Raw genomic sequence first — 17,875 nt, 5'->3', positions numbered from 1 at the left:
TGTAAATGCTCCTGATTGATGAAACGATATTTAGGAACATGTGTAAATTATTTAGACTGATTCTACAACAAATTGATTTCTTGGATTCATAAGAAATTTGAGATTTAAATCTATATATAATTCTAATTTTAAACCAATTACGGAATTAATTCGTTAATTGTTTTCCGCTAAAGTTCGCAAGTTATCAAATATTTGTATGTTATAGAACAAGGTTTTGAGATATTGTTTTAATTTAGAATCCCAAATTCGTTCAGATGCTTAGATTTTAGATCCTAAAAAACACCTAATCTACAGTATCATTAAAAAAATAAGACTAAAATTGTCTCATCTGCAAAAACACACTTTAATAATCGAAAAACTAATCTATTTAATAAGTACAGAGTAATAACATGGATCAATTTTTACAACTAAAAAACTATAACCTTCGATACAGGGACAAAGGAAAAGGAAATACAGTACTGCTACTACATGGGTATTTGGAATCTCTGGAAACATTCGAAACTTTTGCCAATGATCTTTCCAGATTAGCTCGTGTAATTACAATTGATTTACCCGGCCATGGCTTATCTGATTTAAAGATAAAATCGTGCAGCGTGGAGGATATGGCTGAAGCTGTAAATGAACTGGCACTGCATCTTCAACTCAAAAAAATCAATATCATTGGTCACTCAATGGGTGGTTATGTGGCCCTGGCTTTCGCTGATAAATACAAAGAGAAGCTCGAGAGTTTTTGCTTATTTCATTCCTCGCCAAATGCTGATACCGAAGAGAAAAAGAAAAATAGAAAACGGGAGATAGAGCTCGTAATACAAGGCAAAAAGGAACTAATCTGCAAAACCAATATTCCTAATACATTCTCAAATAAAAATCTGGATAAATTTGCTCATGAAATAGAGCGGGTAACTCAGATTGCCTGCAAAACTCCCGATCATGGAATTATTGCGGCACTAGAGGCCATGATGAACCGACCAGACCGTAATCATATCTTAAAGGCTCTCGATATGCCGAAAGTAAGCATAATGGGCAAAGAAGATAATTTTATTCCTTTGAAAGCAGCCGGAGAAATTGCAAGGGAAAACAAACTAACTCCTTTTGTACTGCAAACATCAGGGCATATGGGCTTTATTGAGCAACGGCAGGAATGCCTGCGGGAAATTTTTCGAATTATTTATGAGTGTTAAAGGATAAAATAAATTTAACCACAAAGAGCACGAAATAAAAAATATCTTAGATATAAAAACCTTGTAAACCAGTGCATAAAATTACCTGAAAGATATTTACACAAAAAAAGGATGCTGTAAACAGCATCCTTCCATTTTTGTATCTAACAATACGGTCTTATTTTTTTCCACCACCAAAATGGAAACCAACTTTAACAGACATATAGTTATACTCATCATATCCTTTTTCTTGACCGAAAATCAAGTTGTACTGAAGAGCCATATCGAAATGACCGTAAGAAAAACCTACTTTTGGAGCAATCCCAAATTTAGATCCTAAATCATGATCTTCATTAATCTCTAAGGTACTTCCACCAGCAAAATTTTCATTAGAATCAAATTCGATTGAACCCAATGAATAAATACCTGCATCCATACCAACAAACGGACGGAAAGAATTTGTATTAAAATAGTAATCGAAAGTTGCAGCATAAGAAACTACAGCAGAAACATCAAACGCATCCTCATTAGCTGATCCCATAACAGCACCTTCAACTTTGGCTCCTAATAATATGTTATCAGTAATTTGATACTTAGGATTCAAATAATATCCAACACCAGCATCTAAAGCATCTCCACCTGGAATGGCATACAATAAACCAGCATCAACACGAAACGATTTAAAAGAATCAGACTGAGCTGAAGCAACTCCTGCAAATACAACGCAGGCAACAATTAGAGTTAAAATTTTTCTCATATTACAATAGTTTAATTAAAATTAAGCTCAAATAAATACATAAACGATTATAATAACAAGATAAAAAACAACACATTCTTAACTTAAGAATATAAATACATGTAAAACAGAAGCTTGCGTTAAATCTTAAATTCACGTTTTTGATTAACAACACAAAACCTTATGTCAGCGCATAAAAAAACTGGTGTTATATTTCAATAATAACACCAGTTAATTAACAAATATTATTTGGTTAGTCTTTTAAACCATAAAGCAACTCATATTCTCTTTTTGTCGCTTCAGCATGCCACTCTTCAGGAATTACTTTCCAATTCTGATTGCATTGAATATCAACTGTTCCTTTTTCCTCAATCCATTTCATAAGATAGTAACGTAAATCTTTGGTGGTAGAGTTGATCAAACGAGTCGTCAATTCCTCTTTTGTGAGCCCAGCCCCTTCGGTTAAGTGATTGCCACCACCGTTTCCACGATAAGAATTAAGTGCTACGCGATACATTTTTGCCTCATCGAAAGCCTCTCCATTACTCATCTTCAAAATTTTTACTCTTTCTCCATATGGTTTTCTAAGATCTACTACATAATCGATTCCTTCAGCCGAGCTGTAATTAAAAAACATCGTACTCAATTTACTGCCTTTTTCATCTGATTTAATAAATAACATGGGATCACTCGCTTTTTCCATCTGATGAAACCAATCTTTATAACTGAATTCCAAAAATCCATAAATCTCTTTTCCTGTAAGATTCATAGTGTACAGCAAATTTTCAAATCGATACAATTTAAATAAATCGCGCACCTGAAGTTCACCAGAATCAATAATCGCATTAAAAGAGAGAGGTGATGCAAAAGAGATATCAGCATCAGCTAAATCCATCTGGATATTCTGCACCAAATCAATAAAAGGGGAATCACCAAACATAGCATCTTTTGTCGAAATTCTTGTTTTAAAAGTCCCAACCGGTCGAGATACATAGCTCTTTACCTCATCAAATAAAGGTTGAAAACGATCAATATATTCTTTCGATGCCGGCAAATCCCGAACCTCAATTAATTTTGGATTCAGAGTTTTATGATACTTTTTTGTTTCCTGATTCCAGCTAAAATCTACATCAACTTCAGCCAAAAAATGAGCTCTGCTTTGCGGATTTATCACCAGAACTTTCTCCTTGTCAGGATTTTCCACCCAGATAATATTCTCCTGATGATCGTGTCCGCAAATAACCATATCAATACCCGAAACTTTCTCTGCCACAAGAACAGACGCATTTTCAGGATTTACCTCTGTTCTATCATGCTCCTCTCCCGCTCCTGAATGAAACAAACCAATCACAAAATCAGGACTTTCTTTTTCCTGAATAATTTTAATCCATTTCTGCGCCGACTCAATCATTGGTTCAAAATGCATTCCCGACCAAATTTTTTCCGGTAACCATTTTGGAATTGCCGGAGTTAGTAAACCCAGGACAACAATCTTAACACCTTTCTTCTCAATTACAGAATAAGGTTGAAAGTAAGGTTTGCCATCTGAGTTGCGAACCGCATTGGCCGCCAGCCATGGAAACTGAAATTCTTTCACCAATTTATCGTAAACCTCATGACCTGGTTCAATATCATGATTTCCAATCGTTCCCGCATCATACTGCATAAAATTCATTACTTCAGCGCAAATATGTTTGTTTTTAGTCTTTTCAAAATTAGAATAATAAACCAAAGGATCGCCTTGAAGGATATCGCCGTTATCAAGTAAAATAACCTCAGACTCCTCCTTCTTTCGTTCCTGATCAACATAGGAAAATACCTGCGCAAGAGAAGAAGTTGTCTCTTTATCGCCAACTAAATCGTATGGAAAAAGCGCTCCGTGAACATCACTTGTTCCAAACACTTTCACCTTAACGTGTTCTGCCTTATGTCCATTACAAGAAGAAAGAACAAAGGCTGTTAAAAAAAGGAAATAAATATAGAATCTTTTCATTTTTATTTTTTTTGGGATGATAAGATACTACAAAAATAAATACGGAATTACATAAAAATCTATTTCACAAAAAAAAGGCTCCAAATTAACTGGAACCCCTAAATCACATATCTATAAAATCTAATTATTAAAGCGTCTATGTCTGTTTCTATTCCCAAAATCTTGTCCCTTTCCAGAATGACTTAAAAACAGAGTCAATTGATCTTCGGTTAAAAACTTACGAACCTCCATATTGTGATCCACTTTCATCTTTGCTAATTTATTCTGAATTTCTGATAAGCGATCCATATTTTCAATGATCATTTTCTCATCAATATTCTCGGAAGTCATGATTTGTTTTTGCTTTAACTGCAACATTTCCATCTGGTCTCTTAACTCTTTTGATTCGCTCCAATGAGCAATACGAAGATCTTTCATCTGCACCTTCTGCTCATCTGAAAGATTCATCCAATTGCTGTTTGGGCAATCTTGCGGCATTCCTTTATGTCCAAACTCTGGTCCGTTTTCAATTCCTTGTCCCTGTGTCATACCACCTTTACCGCGCATACCATCTTTATCCATTCGCCCTTGTCCGTTTGGCATGTTGCCTTTTCTGCCTTGTCTCAACCCTTGTTTTCCCATTGGACAATCCAATATCATTGCCTTCTGTTCATCAGTAAGAACCGATTTCACATCCACCCTCATAGCAAATTGTTCTTTTCTTAGCTTATTTTTTAAATCAGATACTTTATCAATATTGGCGTAAATCGCTTTTACATCCGGCTTATCCGCAGACATCAATGTGTTTTGCCGAGCACGAAGTTCATTCAATTCATTTTTCAAATCCTTTGTTGCTTTGGCAAATTCGATTTTAGACTTTTTTATTTGCTCTTTTTGCTGATCACTATACTCAATCCCTTTGGGACAATCCTTATTCAAACGCATATTTCTTTGAGCATTCAGATTTAGTCCTGTACACATCAATAAACCAACGACTCCAATTATTGCGATGTTTTTCTTTATATTTTTCATACTATTTCGTTTTATTGTATTATCAAATTCATTAATGTAAGAACTTAACATTCTTACTACTGCACTATTGTAAAATCGATTTCAGATTTTAGACCTGATTTTTTCAAAAAGGTTTAAATGACGCTATCAGAAATAAAAAAAGACCCGCAAAATGCGAGTCTTCCCTTGAAATATTTTATTTGAAAATTACTTAAACAAAACTTCAGCTTCAAGTAAGGTTTTATCAAGATCTTTAATAATTGGATAAAAGCCTTCATCGTCAATCACGTCTCTTGCAATATAGGCATTCAACTGAATCTCAATTACATTTAACGATTGAGCCAAGCCGTGAGGGTCTGGTTTTACTCCTTTATTTTTAGCGTAAGCAACCAATTCTTTAACCACAGGCTGATGTTTAATAAATGCAAGCACAGACTTATAGTCTTTCAATTCCAGCATTTCAGCCCGATGATCATCAACAAAAGAAAATGCATACTGATAGATTACCCCTTTACTTCTTAATTCTCTAAAGTAATTTGAATAACCAGAAGTATCAACAGGAATAAATACATCAGGCATAATGCCTCCGCCACCGTAAACAATATTACCTCCCGGAGTTTCAAACTTTAATGAATCATCAAAATGAATCGAATCTTGTTTTTCAAATTCACCATGCAAAAAGCGATGATTCAAATCATTGTAATAATCCTCTTTGCCATTCTCGTATGATTTCTGAATACACCTGCCTGTTGGAGTATAATATCTGGCAACTGTTAATCTTAGTGCTGATCCGTCAGGAAGACTTCTCTGCTCCTGAACCAATCCTTTACCAAATGATCTACGGCCAACAATTTTACCTCTGTCGTTATCCTGAATAGCCCCGGCAAAAATCTCACTCGCCGATGCAGAAGCCTCATCAATTAAAACCATTAGAGGAAGATCCTGAAACTGCCCATTTCCGTTTGACATGTAATCCGCTTTTGGCTGCGATTTACCTTGTGTGTATACAATCATTTTACCACCAGTCAAAAATTCATTGATCATGTTTGTCGCCTCAGAAAGATATCCGCCTGTATTTCCCCGTAAATCAACAATCAGCTTTTTCATTCCTTGAGTTGCCAATTTTTGTAATCCTTCGGAAAACTCAAAATAAGTGGTGGCAGCAAATCGACTGACTTTAATATATCCAATTGAATCCGAAAGCATATAAGCAACATCAACACTGGCTACAGGTATAGATCCTCTTAATAATTCTTTATCAATGATCGTTTTCTCGCCTCTTCGATAAATTCCAATTTTAACAGGAGTTCCTTTCGGTCCTTTCAAACGATCAATAATATCATTATCCGTCATTTTAATGCCGGCAACAAGCGAATCATCAACCATAACAATTCTATCACCTGCTTTTATACCCGCAATTTCTGACGGACCACCAGGAATAACCCGCACAATGGCAACAGTATCCTGATAGCGAATGAACTGAACTCCAATTCCACCAAAATTACCTTTTAAATCTTCGTTTACACGTTGCAGGTCTTTAGCCGGAATATATACAGTATGAGGATCCAGATCTTTCAATATAGCCGGGATAGCATTTTCAACCAATTCTCCGGATGACACAGTATCCACATAATCCTTCTCGATCATATCCAATACAACATCCAACTTACTACCTGAACCCGGCAAATTAAAAATGCCTGACTCAGCACCTGCTCCTTTTTGAAAAACGGAATTCAATACCATCCCAAACACCACAGCAAAAGCCAAAAGTATTGGAAATAATATTGTACTTCTTTTGTTATTAATTCCCATGAAAACTATTTTAAATCGGTTCTTTAACATTTACATATTTCACTTCAATCCCTGCTCTTTCCAACAAGTCTTTCCCTTCCGTGCTGTGATATTCTTCCGAATAAACAACCCGAACAATCCCAGCCTGGATTATTAATTTTGCACATTCAATACATGGTGTAGCAGTTACATACAGTGTTGCATTTTCACTGCTGTTACTTGATTTTGCAACTTTGGTTATTGCATTTGCTTCTGCATGCAAAACGTAAGGCTTAGTCTGAAAGTTTTCATCCTCACAAACATTCTCAAAACCGGAAGGTGTTCCATTATATCCATCCGATATAATCATTTGATCCTTTACAATTAATGCTCCAACCTGTCTTCGTACACAATATGAATTTTCAGCCCAAATCAAAGCCATTCTCACATATCTTCTGTCTAATTTATCTTGTTTTTGGTCAAAATCCAACTGTTTAGCATTTTGCATATATACTCTCTTATTTAAAATGGTTCAAACAAATGTATAAAAATATATTGGGAGAACTTCTTCCGCTACATATAGATTCAAATAATTTTGAACTCAAATTCTTGCCATTAAATAAACGCCTATTTGTCATTATTTTTGCATTGCTGATCAAAATAAAGTGGCAAAAACTACAATTCACCATAACAACTTAACAATCATATAAATACAACCAAAACTTAATTCAAGAAAAATTTGCAAACATAAATTAAATAAGGGGATTTCCTAAGATTTACAGTCATATAAATATACGAACCGGAAACCAATGATTTGTGTCAAATTTCTTAAAATATCAAAAACACCAATCTTAAATTGTTAATCTTTCTTAAAAGAACATATTTTACGTGTTCCTTTTACAGAGATATAAAACAGCAAATCCCTTTTAAGAATACTGTAATCAAAAATAACTAATGAGCCAGATCTACAAACAACTGCGATATATCTTACTTATTATTTATTTACTATCAGCAAGCTTTGCAAAGGAAGGATATTCATTACATCACAGCAAGATTAATGTTTTACCTTCAATTCCGGATAATTCACTTACGGTTACTATTGATAAAGAAATAATCTGTGAAGGAGAACTCACTCAAATCCATGTCACGCAAAGTGAAATTGGTGTAAACTATCAACTCAAATCTGAAGATACAAATATTGGCAGTCCGCAGGCGGGAAATGGTTCCACAATCCACTTTACCATAACTCCTAACTGCTCAACCTCATACCATATCGCTGCAATTCATGCAATAACATCAGAAAGTATTGACCTGTCTCAAACTGTAAGTATTGAAGTTATCAGCAAGCCGGTTGATAATATCGCCGTGAGCATATCCGAAGATCAAATCTGCATTGGGGAAAAGACATCCATTTCACTAAACAGCAGTCAATTAGGAGTTAGCTACCAATTATACGATGGTACATACATGCAACAAAGCCCAATTCAGGGAAACAATTCAAGCATTTCTTTTCCTGAATTCTCTCCTTTTAGATCTGTAATTTATCATATCGTTGCAACGAACAACACCTGCGCTTCTACCTCAACACTTCAGCAAACAGCTAAAGTTTTAGTTGGCCTTCCTCCAGAGGATCATTTACACCCAACTATTGACAAACATACCATTTGCAAAGACGAGGAGGTAATAATTTCTTTAACACCAACCGACCCTGCTGTTAGTTATCAACTTTTTGCCGGAGATACTCCAATTGGATCACCTTTGACAGGAAATAGTGAGGACATAAACTTTGAACCAACTATTCCCTCTTCTTCAACTACCTATCGAATTGAAGCACTGGGTAATAAATGCATAAACCCAATAGATATTAGATATACTGTTGACGTTGACGTTCACAATCCGCCGCAAACCGATCGGGAGCTTACAGCCAGTCGTGAAAAAATATGTGTCGGTGAAGAAGTCGTTTTATCTATTGAGAATAGTGAAGAAGGTATTTATTACCAAATTCACGATGAAAGTAATTTTCTGGAAGCAAACATTATTGGTAATGGAAATACGATCACCTTTCCTTCATTAACACCATCAAAACCGACCAAATATCAAGTTTACGCCTATGAATCTGTTTGTACAGATAAAATGATTTTAAGCAGCAGTAAACAAATTGACCTTTTTGATATTAATCCTCTCTCACTGGAAAGTTTTGTAACTCCTTCTGAGATTTGTCTGGGTGAATTTGTAGATATTGAACTGCCTGCCTCAATTGATGGAATCGAATATATTTTGCATGATGGAAATAAGGAGGTTGGCAGCATAACTGGTTCGGGAGAAGCAGTTGTTTTCGAAGAAATTCTGCCCAATGAACAATCCAGTTACAAAATAACAATTGGTAATTGTGTCGATGAATTTATTGGATCAAAGCCCGAAATTGTGGTTCATAAAAATCCAAAATTGCAAATCCTTAGCAAGGATGTTCAATTTGAGAATGATGGACAGCTCACAATTAGTACAACTGACGGAACACCTCCTTACAAATTTATTATCAATCCCGGCGACACCTACTCAACCGACGAGAATCTATTGGAGTTAGATAATTTAGCTATAGGAACCTATCAGATACTTGTTGTTGATTCAAATTATTGTCGATCTTCCGATGCAGGTCAGCTAGCCGAAATACATTTAGAGGATGGTAAAAAGGTAATTGTCGGCAATGCACTCACTCCGAATGGTGACGGGATAAATGACGAATGGCTGATTCAATACGAATCGGATTTAAATGCTCCTGAGGTATCCATTTTTAATATCTACGGACAGGAAATTTATCATGCCAAATCTTATCAAAATAATTGGAAAGGAAGCTATAACGGATCGATTCTTCCCAATGGTGCTTATTACTACCTAATCAATTTTAACCAGGAAAAAATAAACCCAATTAGAGGAACGATATCCATTCTTGGCAAGAATTAAGCTGAATATACCCATATTATGAGAATCCAAGTAAAGCTTATAACATTCATTTTAACACTAGTAGCTTTTGCTGATTTTTCTGTAAAAGCGCAACAGGTACCTTTACTTGATCAGTATTACATTAATCCGGTTGTATACAACCCGGCAGCTTCAGGAGCCAATAAATTATTCAATTCATACCTTATCCGCAATCAAAAATTCATGAGTTTTGATGGTGGTCAGGTTACCCATGTTTTTACAGCAGATGCTGCATTAAAGGAGGGGAAATATGGTGCTGGCTTAAATCTGACGAATGATGATGTAGGTATTTTTAGTAACACACAAGCATTACTTAGTTATTCGTACCGTTTAAAATTCACCGACGAGCACAACCTTCGATTTGGTATTTCTGCCGGAGTTTCCGATTTCAGAATGGATATGTCCGGAATTATAGCAAACTCAAGCGATCCTTATTTGCTTAACAACAACATCAAAAACACCGAGTTTATGGCTAACTTAGGTGTCTATTACACTTATAATAATCTATTACTGGGCATCACAGTTCCTCAACTACTCAACAACTCAATATCCGAATCCAGTGGCGATAAACAAAGTTCTTACCAATTAAACCGACAATTATTGGTAACAGGCGGATACAAGTTTCCAATCAATATGGTTAAAGACCTTAGCATTTCTCCGTTCCTGCTTCTTAGATATGCCGACAGTTCCCCTTTTCAGTACGATGTAAATGTGATTGCTGATTTAAAAGGCAAAGGATGGTTTGCAGTTAATTACCGTGATGATTTCTCATTGGGACTTAATTTAGGTGTAAAGATTCTTAAAAACTTTACGATTGGATATTCTTATGATCTTGGTATTAAAAAAACCGGAAGATACGCTTCCAACAATCATGAATTCCTTCTTGGCTTTAGTCTCCCACTATCTTCCGATAAAAAGCCAGACAGAATTCTGGACAACGACAGCAGTATCCTTAAAACCCTGTTAGCCGAGAAATACAAAAAAATAGATTATTTAAGAAAGGCTTTGGAAGAAATGGAAAAAAGAGATAAACAGTCTGACCAGGACAGAGATGGTGTGGCCGACGATATTGATCAATGTCCTAATACGCCTTCCTATTACATTGTTGACGAAACCGGTTGTCCGGTAGATTCTGATGAAGATGGAATCGTTGACAGTGAAGATCTTTGTCCGGAAATACCAGGAAGTTTCGAAAACAAAGGATGCCCGGAACAGAAAGAAGAAAAAATAGATATGGAAGATCATCTTGAAAACATCTATTTCTCGTTTGGGAACTATACCCTTACCGAATATTCCAGAAATAAACTGGCAACCGTAATAAAAATCCTGAAAAAGAACCAGAACTACACGCTTAAAATGCACGGACATACTGATGATATAGGTTCCGACAGCTCTAACATAGAATTGGCTTACAAACGCTTGTTAACTGTAAAAAATTATTTGGTTCTAAACGGTATTCCCGATAACCAAATAATCGTTGTCCCTCATGGCGAAAGCTTACCCGTTGTGGCAAATACTGACAATAAAAGCCGCGCTAACAATCGAAGAGTTTCCTTTGAAATATACAATTACCAGTAACAACCTAATACAAAACCCTATCAACATTAGCCGATAGGGTTTCCCAAAATATGCATTGTTTTACTATTTCTATTTAAAAAGAAACACTTTTCTCTCCTGAGAACCTGGTCGTCCAATGATATTTTTAAGGTAATCATTTACTTCAGATAAAACACCCGCCTTTTGAATATAGCCTTTCCCTATTGGCATGCATGCGCCCCATGCACCACTTGGACTGCAATCTTCAAAATCGGTAATCTTAACGATTGTGTGCACCCCTACAGTTACAATACATGTAGAATAGTTTTTTGCTTCAGCTAAAACTTCAGCAACATTTTCCTTTGTTAAATCCGTTACTTTATCAGCTTTATTGGCAGCCAACTCGTTAATAGTAAAGATTGGTTGTTCTAAATCAATATCACCTGTATCCAATTGAATGGTTCCTTTTAGAAACTCTTTCAGCACTTCAACTTTGGTATTTTGTGCGCTAAGAGCGAACCCGACAAATACAAAAAGTATTAAAATAGATTTTTTCATGGTCTAATTTTTCAGATATAAATAGATAAAATTCAATTAAGTTATGATATCAAATCTACGAAATATGTTCACTAATTCCATCATATCTGATTAATAAAAGTTAAATAGTTATCCATAAAGTCTTCCAAATGCAAATAAATTAAACAGGTACATCAAAAATAATTGACTGAAAAACGAATATCATAAAATGAAAAAAGTCCGGGCATCACACCAGACTTTTTCACTAACCACTAATTACTAACCTAAATCTTTAATCTATGAAAAAAACCACTTACAAGTTTTATTCTCCTTTAAAGGTAAATCATTAAAATGTTAATTGCTTGAAAAAGAAGTTAAAGAAGCTTAAATTAATTGGAGTAATTTGTCTGGTAAGATGAACTGTGAGTAAAAAAAGAAACCCGGTGTTCAGCCGGGTATCAATTTATCTAAATCTAATCTATGAAAAACCTAATCTTTAATCTCTATGAAACAAATGTAGTTCAAAATGAAGTTAACAGATTGGAACAAGTGTTAAAGAATACTAAAAGTGCAATCCTTAAAAAGAAAAAATCCCTTATCCGCCTTTTAAATCTAAAATTGATATGTCGGAATTCCATCCATAGGATTTTGAGGATATTTCAGGCAAAGTTCAACAAGTACATCTTCATGTGTAACTCCAACATTCATTACTGTATCATTTCCACCGTAATATATAAATATTGTACCATCATCTTTTCGATGAGCACCACAACAAAATACGACATTGGGAACATGAACATACTCTTCGTCTTTCGTTCTGCAGTCTGCTTTAGTGGGAAATAGAATCGGAATATTAGATACCTGAACTTTATCCGGGTTTTTCAAATCATGAAGAGCGACACCCAAAGTATAAGGATTACCATCCATAGTACCTCTCACCCCATGAAAAATATTAATCCATCCATATTTTGTTTTAATGGGAGTTGCACCCGGTCCTATTTTACTGCCAAATGTGCTTGGCCCTCCGGCCTGTCTCATAATTGGTTCCTTTGTTAAAATCCAATTATTATTGAAAATATCTTTATTGCAGCCAATTTGAATCTCTTTAAAAACACCACCGGTATGATCTTCAGTATGATCATTCGGGCGGAAAAGAGCATAATACCGGTCATTAATTTTCTCAGGAAAAATTACAACATTCCGCATATCTACATCCATTAAGGGGCCATGCCTTACAAACGACTTAAAATCCTGAGTTGTAATCAACGAAACCCGAACCTTATCTTTTTCCAGTGCATGATAAGCGCTATAAGTAATAAAATAAGTATCTCCTATACAAGAAATCCTTGGGTCTTCTACTCCTCCGGCTTCATTTTCAATCAAGTTATTCTTACTTGTTCCTTCAGCGAATATATCCTTAGCATTACAGGGTTTTATACTTGGTTCACGATCAATCACCCAATTGTTTATTCCATTGTTGCTGCGAGCAGTACCAATCAACGAGATTCCATTTCGAAGATGAGACCGAAACAACATTATCACCTCAGCATTATAGCTTGTAATACCCGCATTGTGAACAGTGATTACCTGGTATCTTGGATCTTTCCAAACACGGTTAACATCTGCACAGCTGACGATTGGATTACCAGGATATCTGGAAACGGGTTTATTTAAATCAACTTCCGTTTCCCAGTTAATAATGTGTAAATTTCTCTTGCAAATCTCCATAAGTCTATCTTTTTTAATGGCTCAATCCATATTCATTGTTCTACAAATAAAATCCTTATAGCTCAGTGGCTAGTATACTCTACTTCCATATCTGTATACTTTATACCCTAATTTACTAAAAACTAGCATAACAGGTAAAATTAGAATGACTTCACCTTGTCAGCCTATTCGTATTTTGTTACTTTTCCTAAAAAAAATGCTAAGGGTTTTTACTTGGGGATTAATACTGATTTTATTTCTTACTGGTTTTAAAGCCAGCAACTGGAGACACAATCAAATAGGAAGTACTGAAGGATTATCCAATAGTGCCGTAACTTCATCTTATTTAGATTCGAAAGGATACATGTGGTTTGGTACATGGGATGGATTAAATCGATTCGATGGAAGCAATATAAAAGTATTCAAACCCAATACCTTTCGCAAAAACACAATCAATAACAATATCATCAGAAGTATTCTTGAAGATCGGTTCAATAATTTATGGATCGTGACTGAAAATGGCCTCAACACGTATAATTACGAGCAGAATACTTTTACTTCCTATCAGGATAATATTGATTTTATAGAATATCGGGAGGAAAGCTACCGGGCTGGTCTCGATGCGGATTCGGTAATTTGGTGCAGTAAATACAATTATGGAATTTGTAAATTTGACTATGAAAACAAGCAATTTTCTGAACCAATTCAGATTTCCAATCAGAAAGATATTACCAAAAAAACAGTTGGTTTTGCATTTACATCCAATGAACAGTTATGGTGCTTGTCTGAAGAAGGAAATGTCTATAAATTGGAGCACAACGACACATGGGAAATCACAAAAACAATTTATCTAAGCAGTAAATACCAGTTTAATTCTGATAAAAACTGGTTTTACACCTACCACAAACAGCTCTTTCTTTTTGTAAGCTTAAACAATGGTGGGCTTCTATCCATTAATCTTGAAGACGGAACAATTCAAGAAACCAAACCACAGCCCACTCCCTTTTCTGTTACTTCCTTATCGGTAAGCTTAGATGGTGAATTTTTATGGGGAGGTACTGATGAAGGGGAAGTATTCAAATTAAATTTGTCTGAACCTTGCCATATTAAACTTTTAGAGAACTCTGAAAACAAAAAGGTTAAGATTTGGTCGATCACCCAAACGAAACCCGATCTTTTATGGATTGGCACCGATGGAGATGGAGTACACAAATACATCATGGAGGGCAATTTCTTCGAATTGAAAAAAAAAGGGGATCTTTCGGAAGGCAGTTTAAACCACAACATTGTTAGAGCCGCGCATGAAGATGCAAATGGAAATTTATGGATAGGTACCAGAGGAAACGGATTAAATTTAATTACTGAGACTAATACTACCACCCAGGTTTTCGATACCAAAAACGGACTTTCGAACAATGCCGTATTATCCTTGGGCAATGATTCTTTTAAAAACATTTGGATTGGTGTTGATGGTGAAGGAATTGACATGTTTGAATCTAAAACTGGAAATATTTTGCATTTCCCCAATGATTTTGAAAATACATCAGGTATTAAATTGGGATCTGTTTATTCCATTTGTTTGGATGCGTTTAACGATTTATGGATAGGTACCAGTGGTTATGGTTTATTTCGTTTGAGTATTGTGCGTAAAAAGGATGGAAAATACCGTCTGGCAGATTACAGCCACTACAAAAGTAATCCACTCAATAAAAACGGACTAAACAGCAATATAATCTATTCTATAGTAGAGGGAGAACCCAATATACTGTGGATAGGTACCCGTGGTGGTGGCCTTTACCGCTTAAATACAATTTCAGAAAAATTTGAGGCTTTCAGAAGCAACTCAAACGATCTTAATTCCTTACTAAATGATGATGTTTTAAGCCTGTGCAAATCGAATAATGAGAACCTCTGGATAGGTACCAGCGGAGGACTTGACAGATTAAACCTAACCACTTTTCCGTATCAGTTTACTCACTATACAGAACAAAATGGATTGCCAAACAATACGATTCACGCTATTCAGACTGATCAAAACGATAACATCTGGGTAAGTACAAATAATGGATTGGCAAAAGTGAATTACAGGAACAGTCAAATACGGAGCTATTTTTATTCAGACGGATTGCAGAGTAACGAATTTACTGATGGTGCATCGTGTTTTGGAAAACAGACCGGCAAATTATATTTTGGTGGTGTTAGCGGTCTTACTTATTTTGATCCGAATAAGGTTGCAGACATAGAATATTTTCCAAGGCTTGCCATCACTAATTTTTCTGTATTTAACGAACCCGAGAAAGAGAAGAACCCTGTTCCTTTCTACATCGACATGTCGGATTCGCTACACCTAAAGTACGACCAAAACTTTTTTCGATTCGAATTCACAACATTAAACTTCCATAACAAACAAAAGTGCATGTATGCATTTAAGTTGGAGAATTTTAACACAGATTATACATTAATCAAAAAAGAAGGTGAAGCCACTTACACCAATGTTCCGCCCGGAGATTATATTTTCAGAGTAAAATGTACGAATGAAGACGGTATTTGGAATCCGGACACCCGCGAAATCAAACTCACAATTCATCCTCCTTTCTGGAAAACAAACTGGGCATATATTTCATACGTCATTCTAATATTTGCTTCCATATTTCTATTCATCTTTTTGCTTCTCCGCAGAACAAAAATGAGAAATAAATTAGCAATTGAAAGGTTGGAAATTCAAAAAACCAAAGAAATAAACCATTATAAATTTCAATTTTTTACGAATATTGCTCATGAATTTAGAACTCCCCTTACCTTAATTATGGCACCTGCAGCTCAACTTATGGATCTGCACCCCAACAACAAAGAAATTTCTCCTTACGTAAAATCTATTTATAACAATTCTACCCGTCTATTGCATCTTATTCGCGAGTTGATCGATTTTAGAAAAGTGGAAACCGGTCATTTTGAATTGCAGGTTCAAAATTACAACCTTACTGATTTCACAAGAACAATAACAGAGGCATTTACTCAATATGCTCAGGAAAAAGATATCGAGTTAAAATTGATCGACAACTCACAAAATATCATTGGCTGGTTCGATAATAATATCATGGAAAAGATATTGCTGAATCTGATATCTAACGCATTAAAATATACGCCGCAAAAAGGAAGTGTAAGTATTGAATTACTGCATCAACAAAAAAATGCAATCATAAAAATAACAGATAACGGCATTGGAATCCCAACAAAATATCAGGATAAAATATTTGACCGCTTCTTTCAAAACGCAAACTCTTTGCCTAAAGAAAAAAGATTTTCAGAAAGTGCCGGAGTTGGTTTGTCATTAACCAAGAGTCTGATTGAACTTCACAAAGGAAGTATTCAATTGGAGAGTAAACCCAATATCGGCAGTTGCTTTACAATTTCAATTCCCATCTCGAAAAGTCAATATTCAAATCGGGAAAAACAAAATGAAATTGTAATTGATGAGAGTAGAATAAAAGACAGAGCAATAGAAGAAATAATGGGTTTAGAGCTTGTCTCTTTTGCTGACAAAGCAACAGAAACTTCTGATGGAGAAAGTCCAAAACACAATATTTTAGTTGTTGATGATAATGAACAGCTTCGAAATTTAATCGATGATATTTTACATCAGGACTATAACGTTTTACTGGCAAAAAATGGTCTTGAAGCACTCGACAAAATAAATTCCAATGATGTTTCGGTTATTGTAAGTGACATTATTATGCCGGAAATGGACGGACTGGAATTATGTATCGCCATTAAAGAGAACATTAATACCTGTCATATTCCTATTATTTTATTGACTGCAAAGGGAGAGTTAGAACATCGAATTCAAGGAATTGAATCGGGTGCTGATAGTTACATCCCAAAACCATTTGATCCCCGACATCTTAAGGTTCGAATCAGGAAATTAATTGAAATGCGAAATCAAGTTCGTGATGCTTTTCAATCAGTACAAAGCATTTCGGTAAAAGATGTGTCGGGACTTTACAAACGAGATGTGAAATTTGTGGACAATCTGCAAAAATTTGTGGATGAGAATTTAGATAAAACCGAATTAAACGCCGACCTATTGGCAGATCAACTGGCAATGAGTAAAACCCAATTGTACCGTAAAATAAAAGCGGTTACCGGATTTACGCCTCATGGATTCATTCGTAATTTTCGATTGAAGAAAGCAGCATCTCTTCTACTGGAATCTTCTTACACGGTCTCTGAGATCATCTATGAAACAGGATTTAATAACCGAACCTATTTTTACCGGTGTTTTAAAGAGCTTTATGGTGAATCTCCTACCGATTACAAGAAAAATATCATCGATAAATCCAAGCAGGAAAACACTTGAAGACCATCGATAATGGGATCAAAAAAATGTCCCCAATATCACATTTGATATTGAGAACATTTCATTAAAAGAATATATATGCTAATATCCCGATTTTTATGCAATTGTTCCTATATACATTAGGATTCAAA

11 protein-coding genes are annotated in these 17,875 nt (G+C 35.3%); 4 read left to right on the top strand and 7 right to left on the bottom strand.

All coding sequences use genetic code 11. The annotated features are described in order from the left end of the window. Nucleotides 1-389: 389 nt before the first annotated feature. Nucleotides 390-1,181 (top strand): alpha/beta fold hydrolase, encoded by a 792-nt coding sequence (locus tag QUH73_RS14965; protein WP_289531247.1) that lies wholly within the window; start codon nt 390-392, stop codon nt 1,179-1,181. A 157-nt stretch (nt 1,182-1,338) separates the two neighbouring features. Here QUH73_RS14965 and QUH73_RS14960 read toward each other — a convergent pair whose 3' ends face one another. The 5 genes from QUH73_RS14960 to QUH73_RS14940 all read right to left on the bottom strand — a co-directional run bounded on the left by QUH73_RS14960 (nt 1,339) and on the right by QUH73_RS14940 (nt 7,157). Then, nucleotides 1,339-1,917 carry an outer membrane beta-barrel protein gene (locus QUH73_RS14960; RefSeq protein ID WP_156194872.1) on the bottom strand — a complete coding sequence of 193 codons (579 nt, stop codon included), beginning with the start codon at nt 1,915-1,917 and terminating at the stop codon, nt 1,339-1,341. A gap of 232 nt (nt 1,918-2,149) precedes the next feature. Further along, entirely contained in the window at nt 2,150-3,889 is a 1,740-nt protein-coding gene (locus QUH73_RS14955; RefSeq protein ID WP_289531246.1) for a bifunctional metallophosphatase/5'-nucleotidase, read from the bottom strand. A 120-nt stretch (nt 3,890-4,009) separates the two neighbouring features. Next, nucleotides 4,010-4,900, bottom strand: a complete 891-nt coding sequence (locus tag QUH73_RS14950) for a Spy/CpxP family protein refolding chaperone (RefSeq protein WP_289531245.1) — start codon at nt 4,898-4,900, stop codon at nt 4,010-4,012. Nucleotides 4,901-5,086: 186 nt separating this feature from the next. Beyond that, nucleotides 5,087-6,691 (bottom strand): S41 family peptidase, encoded by a 1,605-nt coding sequence (locus QUH73_RS14945; RefSeq protein ID WP_289531244.1) that lies wholly within the window; start codon nt 6,689-6,691, stop codon nt 5,087-5,089. A gap of 10 nt (nt 6,692-6,701) precedes the next feature. Beyond that, complete coding sequence (locus QUH73_RS14940) at nt 6,702-7,157, bottom strand: deoxycytidylate deaminase (protein ID WP_289531243.1); 456 nt, start codon at nt 7,155-7,157, stop codon at nt 6,702-6,704. 446 nt (nt 7,158-7,603) lie between these two features. Between QUH73_RS14940 and QUH73_RS14935 the strand changes: the two genes are divergently transcribed. After that, nucleotides 7,604-9,610 (top strand): gliding motility-associated C-terminal domain-containing protein, encoded by a 2,007-nt coding sequence (locus QUH73_RS14935; RefSeq protein ID WP_289531242.1) that lies wholly within the window; start codon nt 7,604-7,606, stop codon nt 9,608-9,610. Between the two features lie 18 nt (nt 9,611-9,628). After that, nucleotides 9,629-11,206 (top strand): PorP/SprF family type IX secretion system membrane protein, encoded by a 1,578-nt coding sequence (locus QUH73_RS14930; protein WP_289531241.1) that lies wholly within the window; start codon nt 9,629-9,631, stop codon nt 11,204-11,206. 69 nt (nt 11,207-11,275) lie between these two features. On the opposite strand, the gene QUH73_RS14925 is transcribed toward QUH73_RS14930, so the two are convergent. Continuing rightward, complete coding sequence (locus tag QUH73_RS14925) at nt 11,276-11,722, bottom strand: hypothetical protein (protein WP_289531240.1); 447 nt, start codon at nt 11,720-11,722, stop codon at nt 11,276-11,278. Between the two features lie 570 nt (nt 11,723-12,292). After that, entirely contained in the window at nt 12,293-13,408 is a 1,116-nt protein-coding gene (locus QUH73_RS14920; protein ID WP_289531239.1) for a glycoside hydrolase family 130 protein, read from the bottom strand. 196 nt (nt 13,409-13,604) lie between these two features. Here QUH73_RS14920 and QUH73_RS14915 point away from each other — a divergent pair, with 196 nt between their 5' ends. Then, nucleotides 13,605-17,744, top strand: a complete 4,140-nt coding sequence (locus tag QUH73_RS14915) for a hybrid sensor histidine kinase/response regulator transcription factor (protein WP_289531238.1) — start codon at nt 13,605-13,607, stop codon at nt 17,742-17,744. Nucleotides 17,745-17,875: the final 131 nt, after the last annotated feature.

It is taken from the genome of Labilibaculum sp. K2S (assembly GCF_030372765.1).
GTDB lineage: Bacteria > Bacteroidota > Bacteroidia > Bacteroidales > Marinifilaceae > Labilibaculum.
Note: the sequence above shows the minus strand (reverse complement) of the source record. Positions and strands in the feature narration are given on the sequence as shown.

Excerpts from the sequence above, each read along its gene's own strand:
- QUH73_RS14965 (WP_289531247.1), top strand. The coding sequence starts at position 390 with ATGGATCAATTTTTACAACTAAAAAACTATAACCTTCGATACAGGGAC.
- QUH73_RS14960 (WP_156194872.1), bottom strand. The coding sequence starts at position 1,917 with ATGAGAAAAATTTTAACTCTAATTGTTGCCTGCGTTGTATTTGCAGGA.
- QUH73_RS14955 (WP_289531246.1), bottom strand. The coding sequence starts at position 3,889 with ATGAAAAGATTCTATATTTATTTCCTTTTTTTAACAGCCTTTGTTCTT.
- QUH73_RS14950 (WP_289531245.1), bottom strand. The coding sequence starts at position 4,900 with ATGAAAAATATAAAGAAAAACATCGCAATAATTGGAGTCGTTGGTTTA.
- QUH73_RS14945 (WP_289531244.1), bottom strand. The coding sequence starts at position 6,691 with ATGGGAATTAATAACAAAAGAAGTACAATATTATTTCCAATACTTTTG.
- QUH73_RS14940 (WP_289531243.1), bottom strand. The coding sequence starts at position 7,157 with ATGCAAAATGCTAAACAGTTGGATTTTGACCAAAAACAAGATAAATTA.
- QUH73_RS14935 (WP_289531242.1), top strand. The coding sequence starts at position 7,604 with ATGAGCCAGATCTACAAACAACTGCGATATATCTTACTTATTATTTAT.
- QUH73_RS14930 (WP_289531241.1), top strand. The coding sequence starts at position 9,629 with ATGAGAATCCAAGTAAAGCTTATAACATTCATTTTAACACTAGTAGCT.
- QUH73_RS14925 (WP_289531240.1), bottom strand. The coding sequence starts at position 11,722 with ATGAAAAAATCTATTTTAATACTTTTTGTATTTGTCGGGTTCGCTCTT.
- QUH73_RS14920 (WP_289531239.1), bottom strand. The coding sequence starts at position 13,408 with ATGGAGATTTGCAAGAGAAATTTACACATTATTAACTGGGAAACGGAA.
- QUH73_RS14915 (WP_289531238.1), top strand. The coding sequence starts at position 13,605 with ATGCTAAGGGTTTTTACTTGGGGATTAATACTGATTTTATTTCTTACT.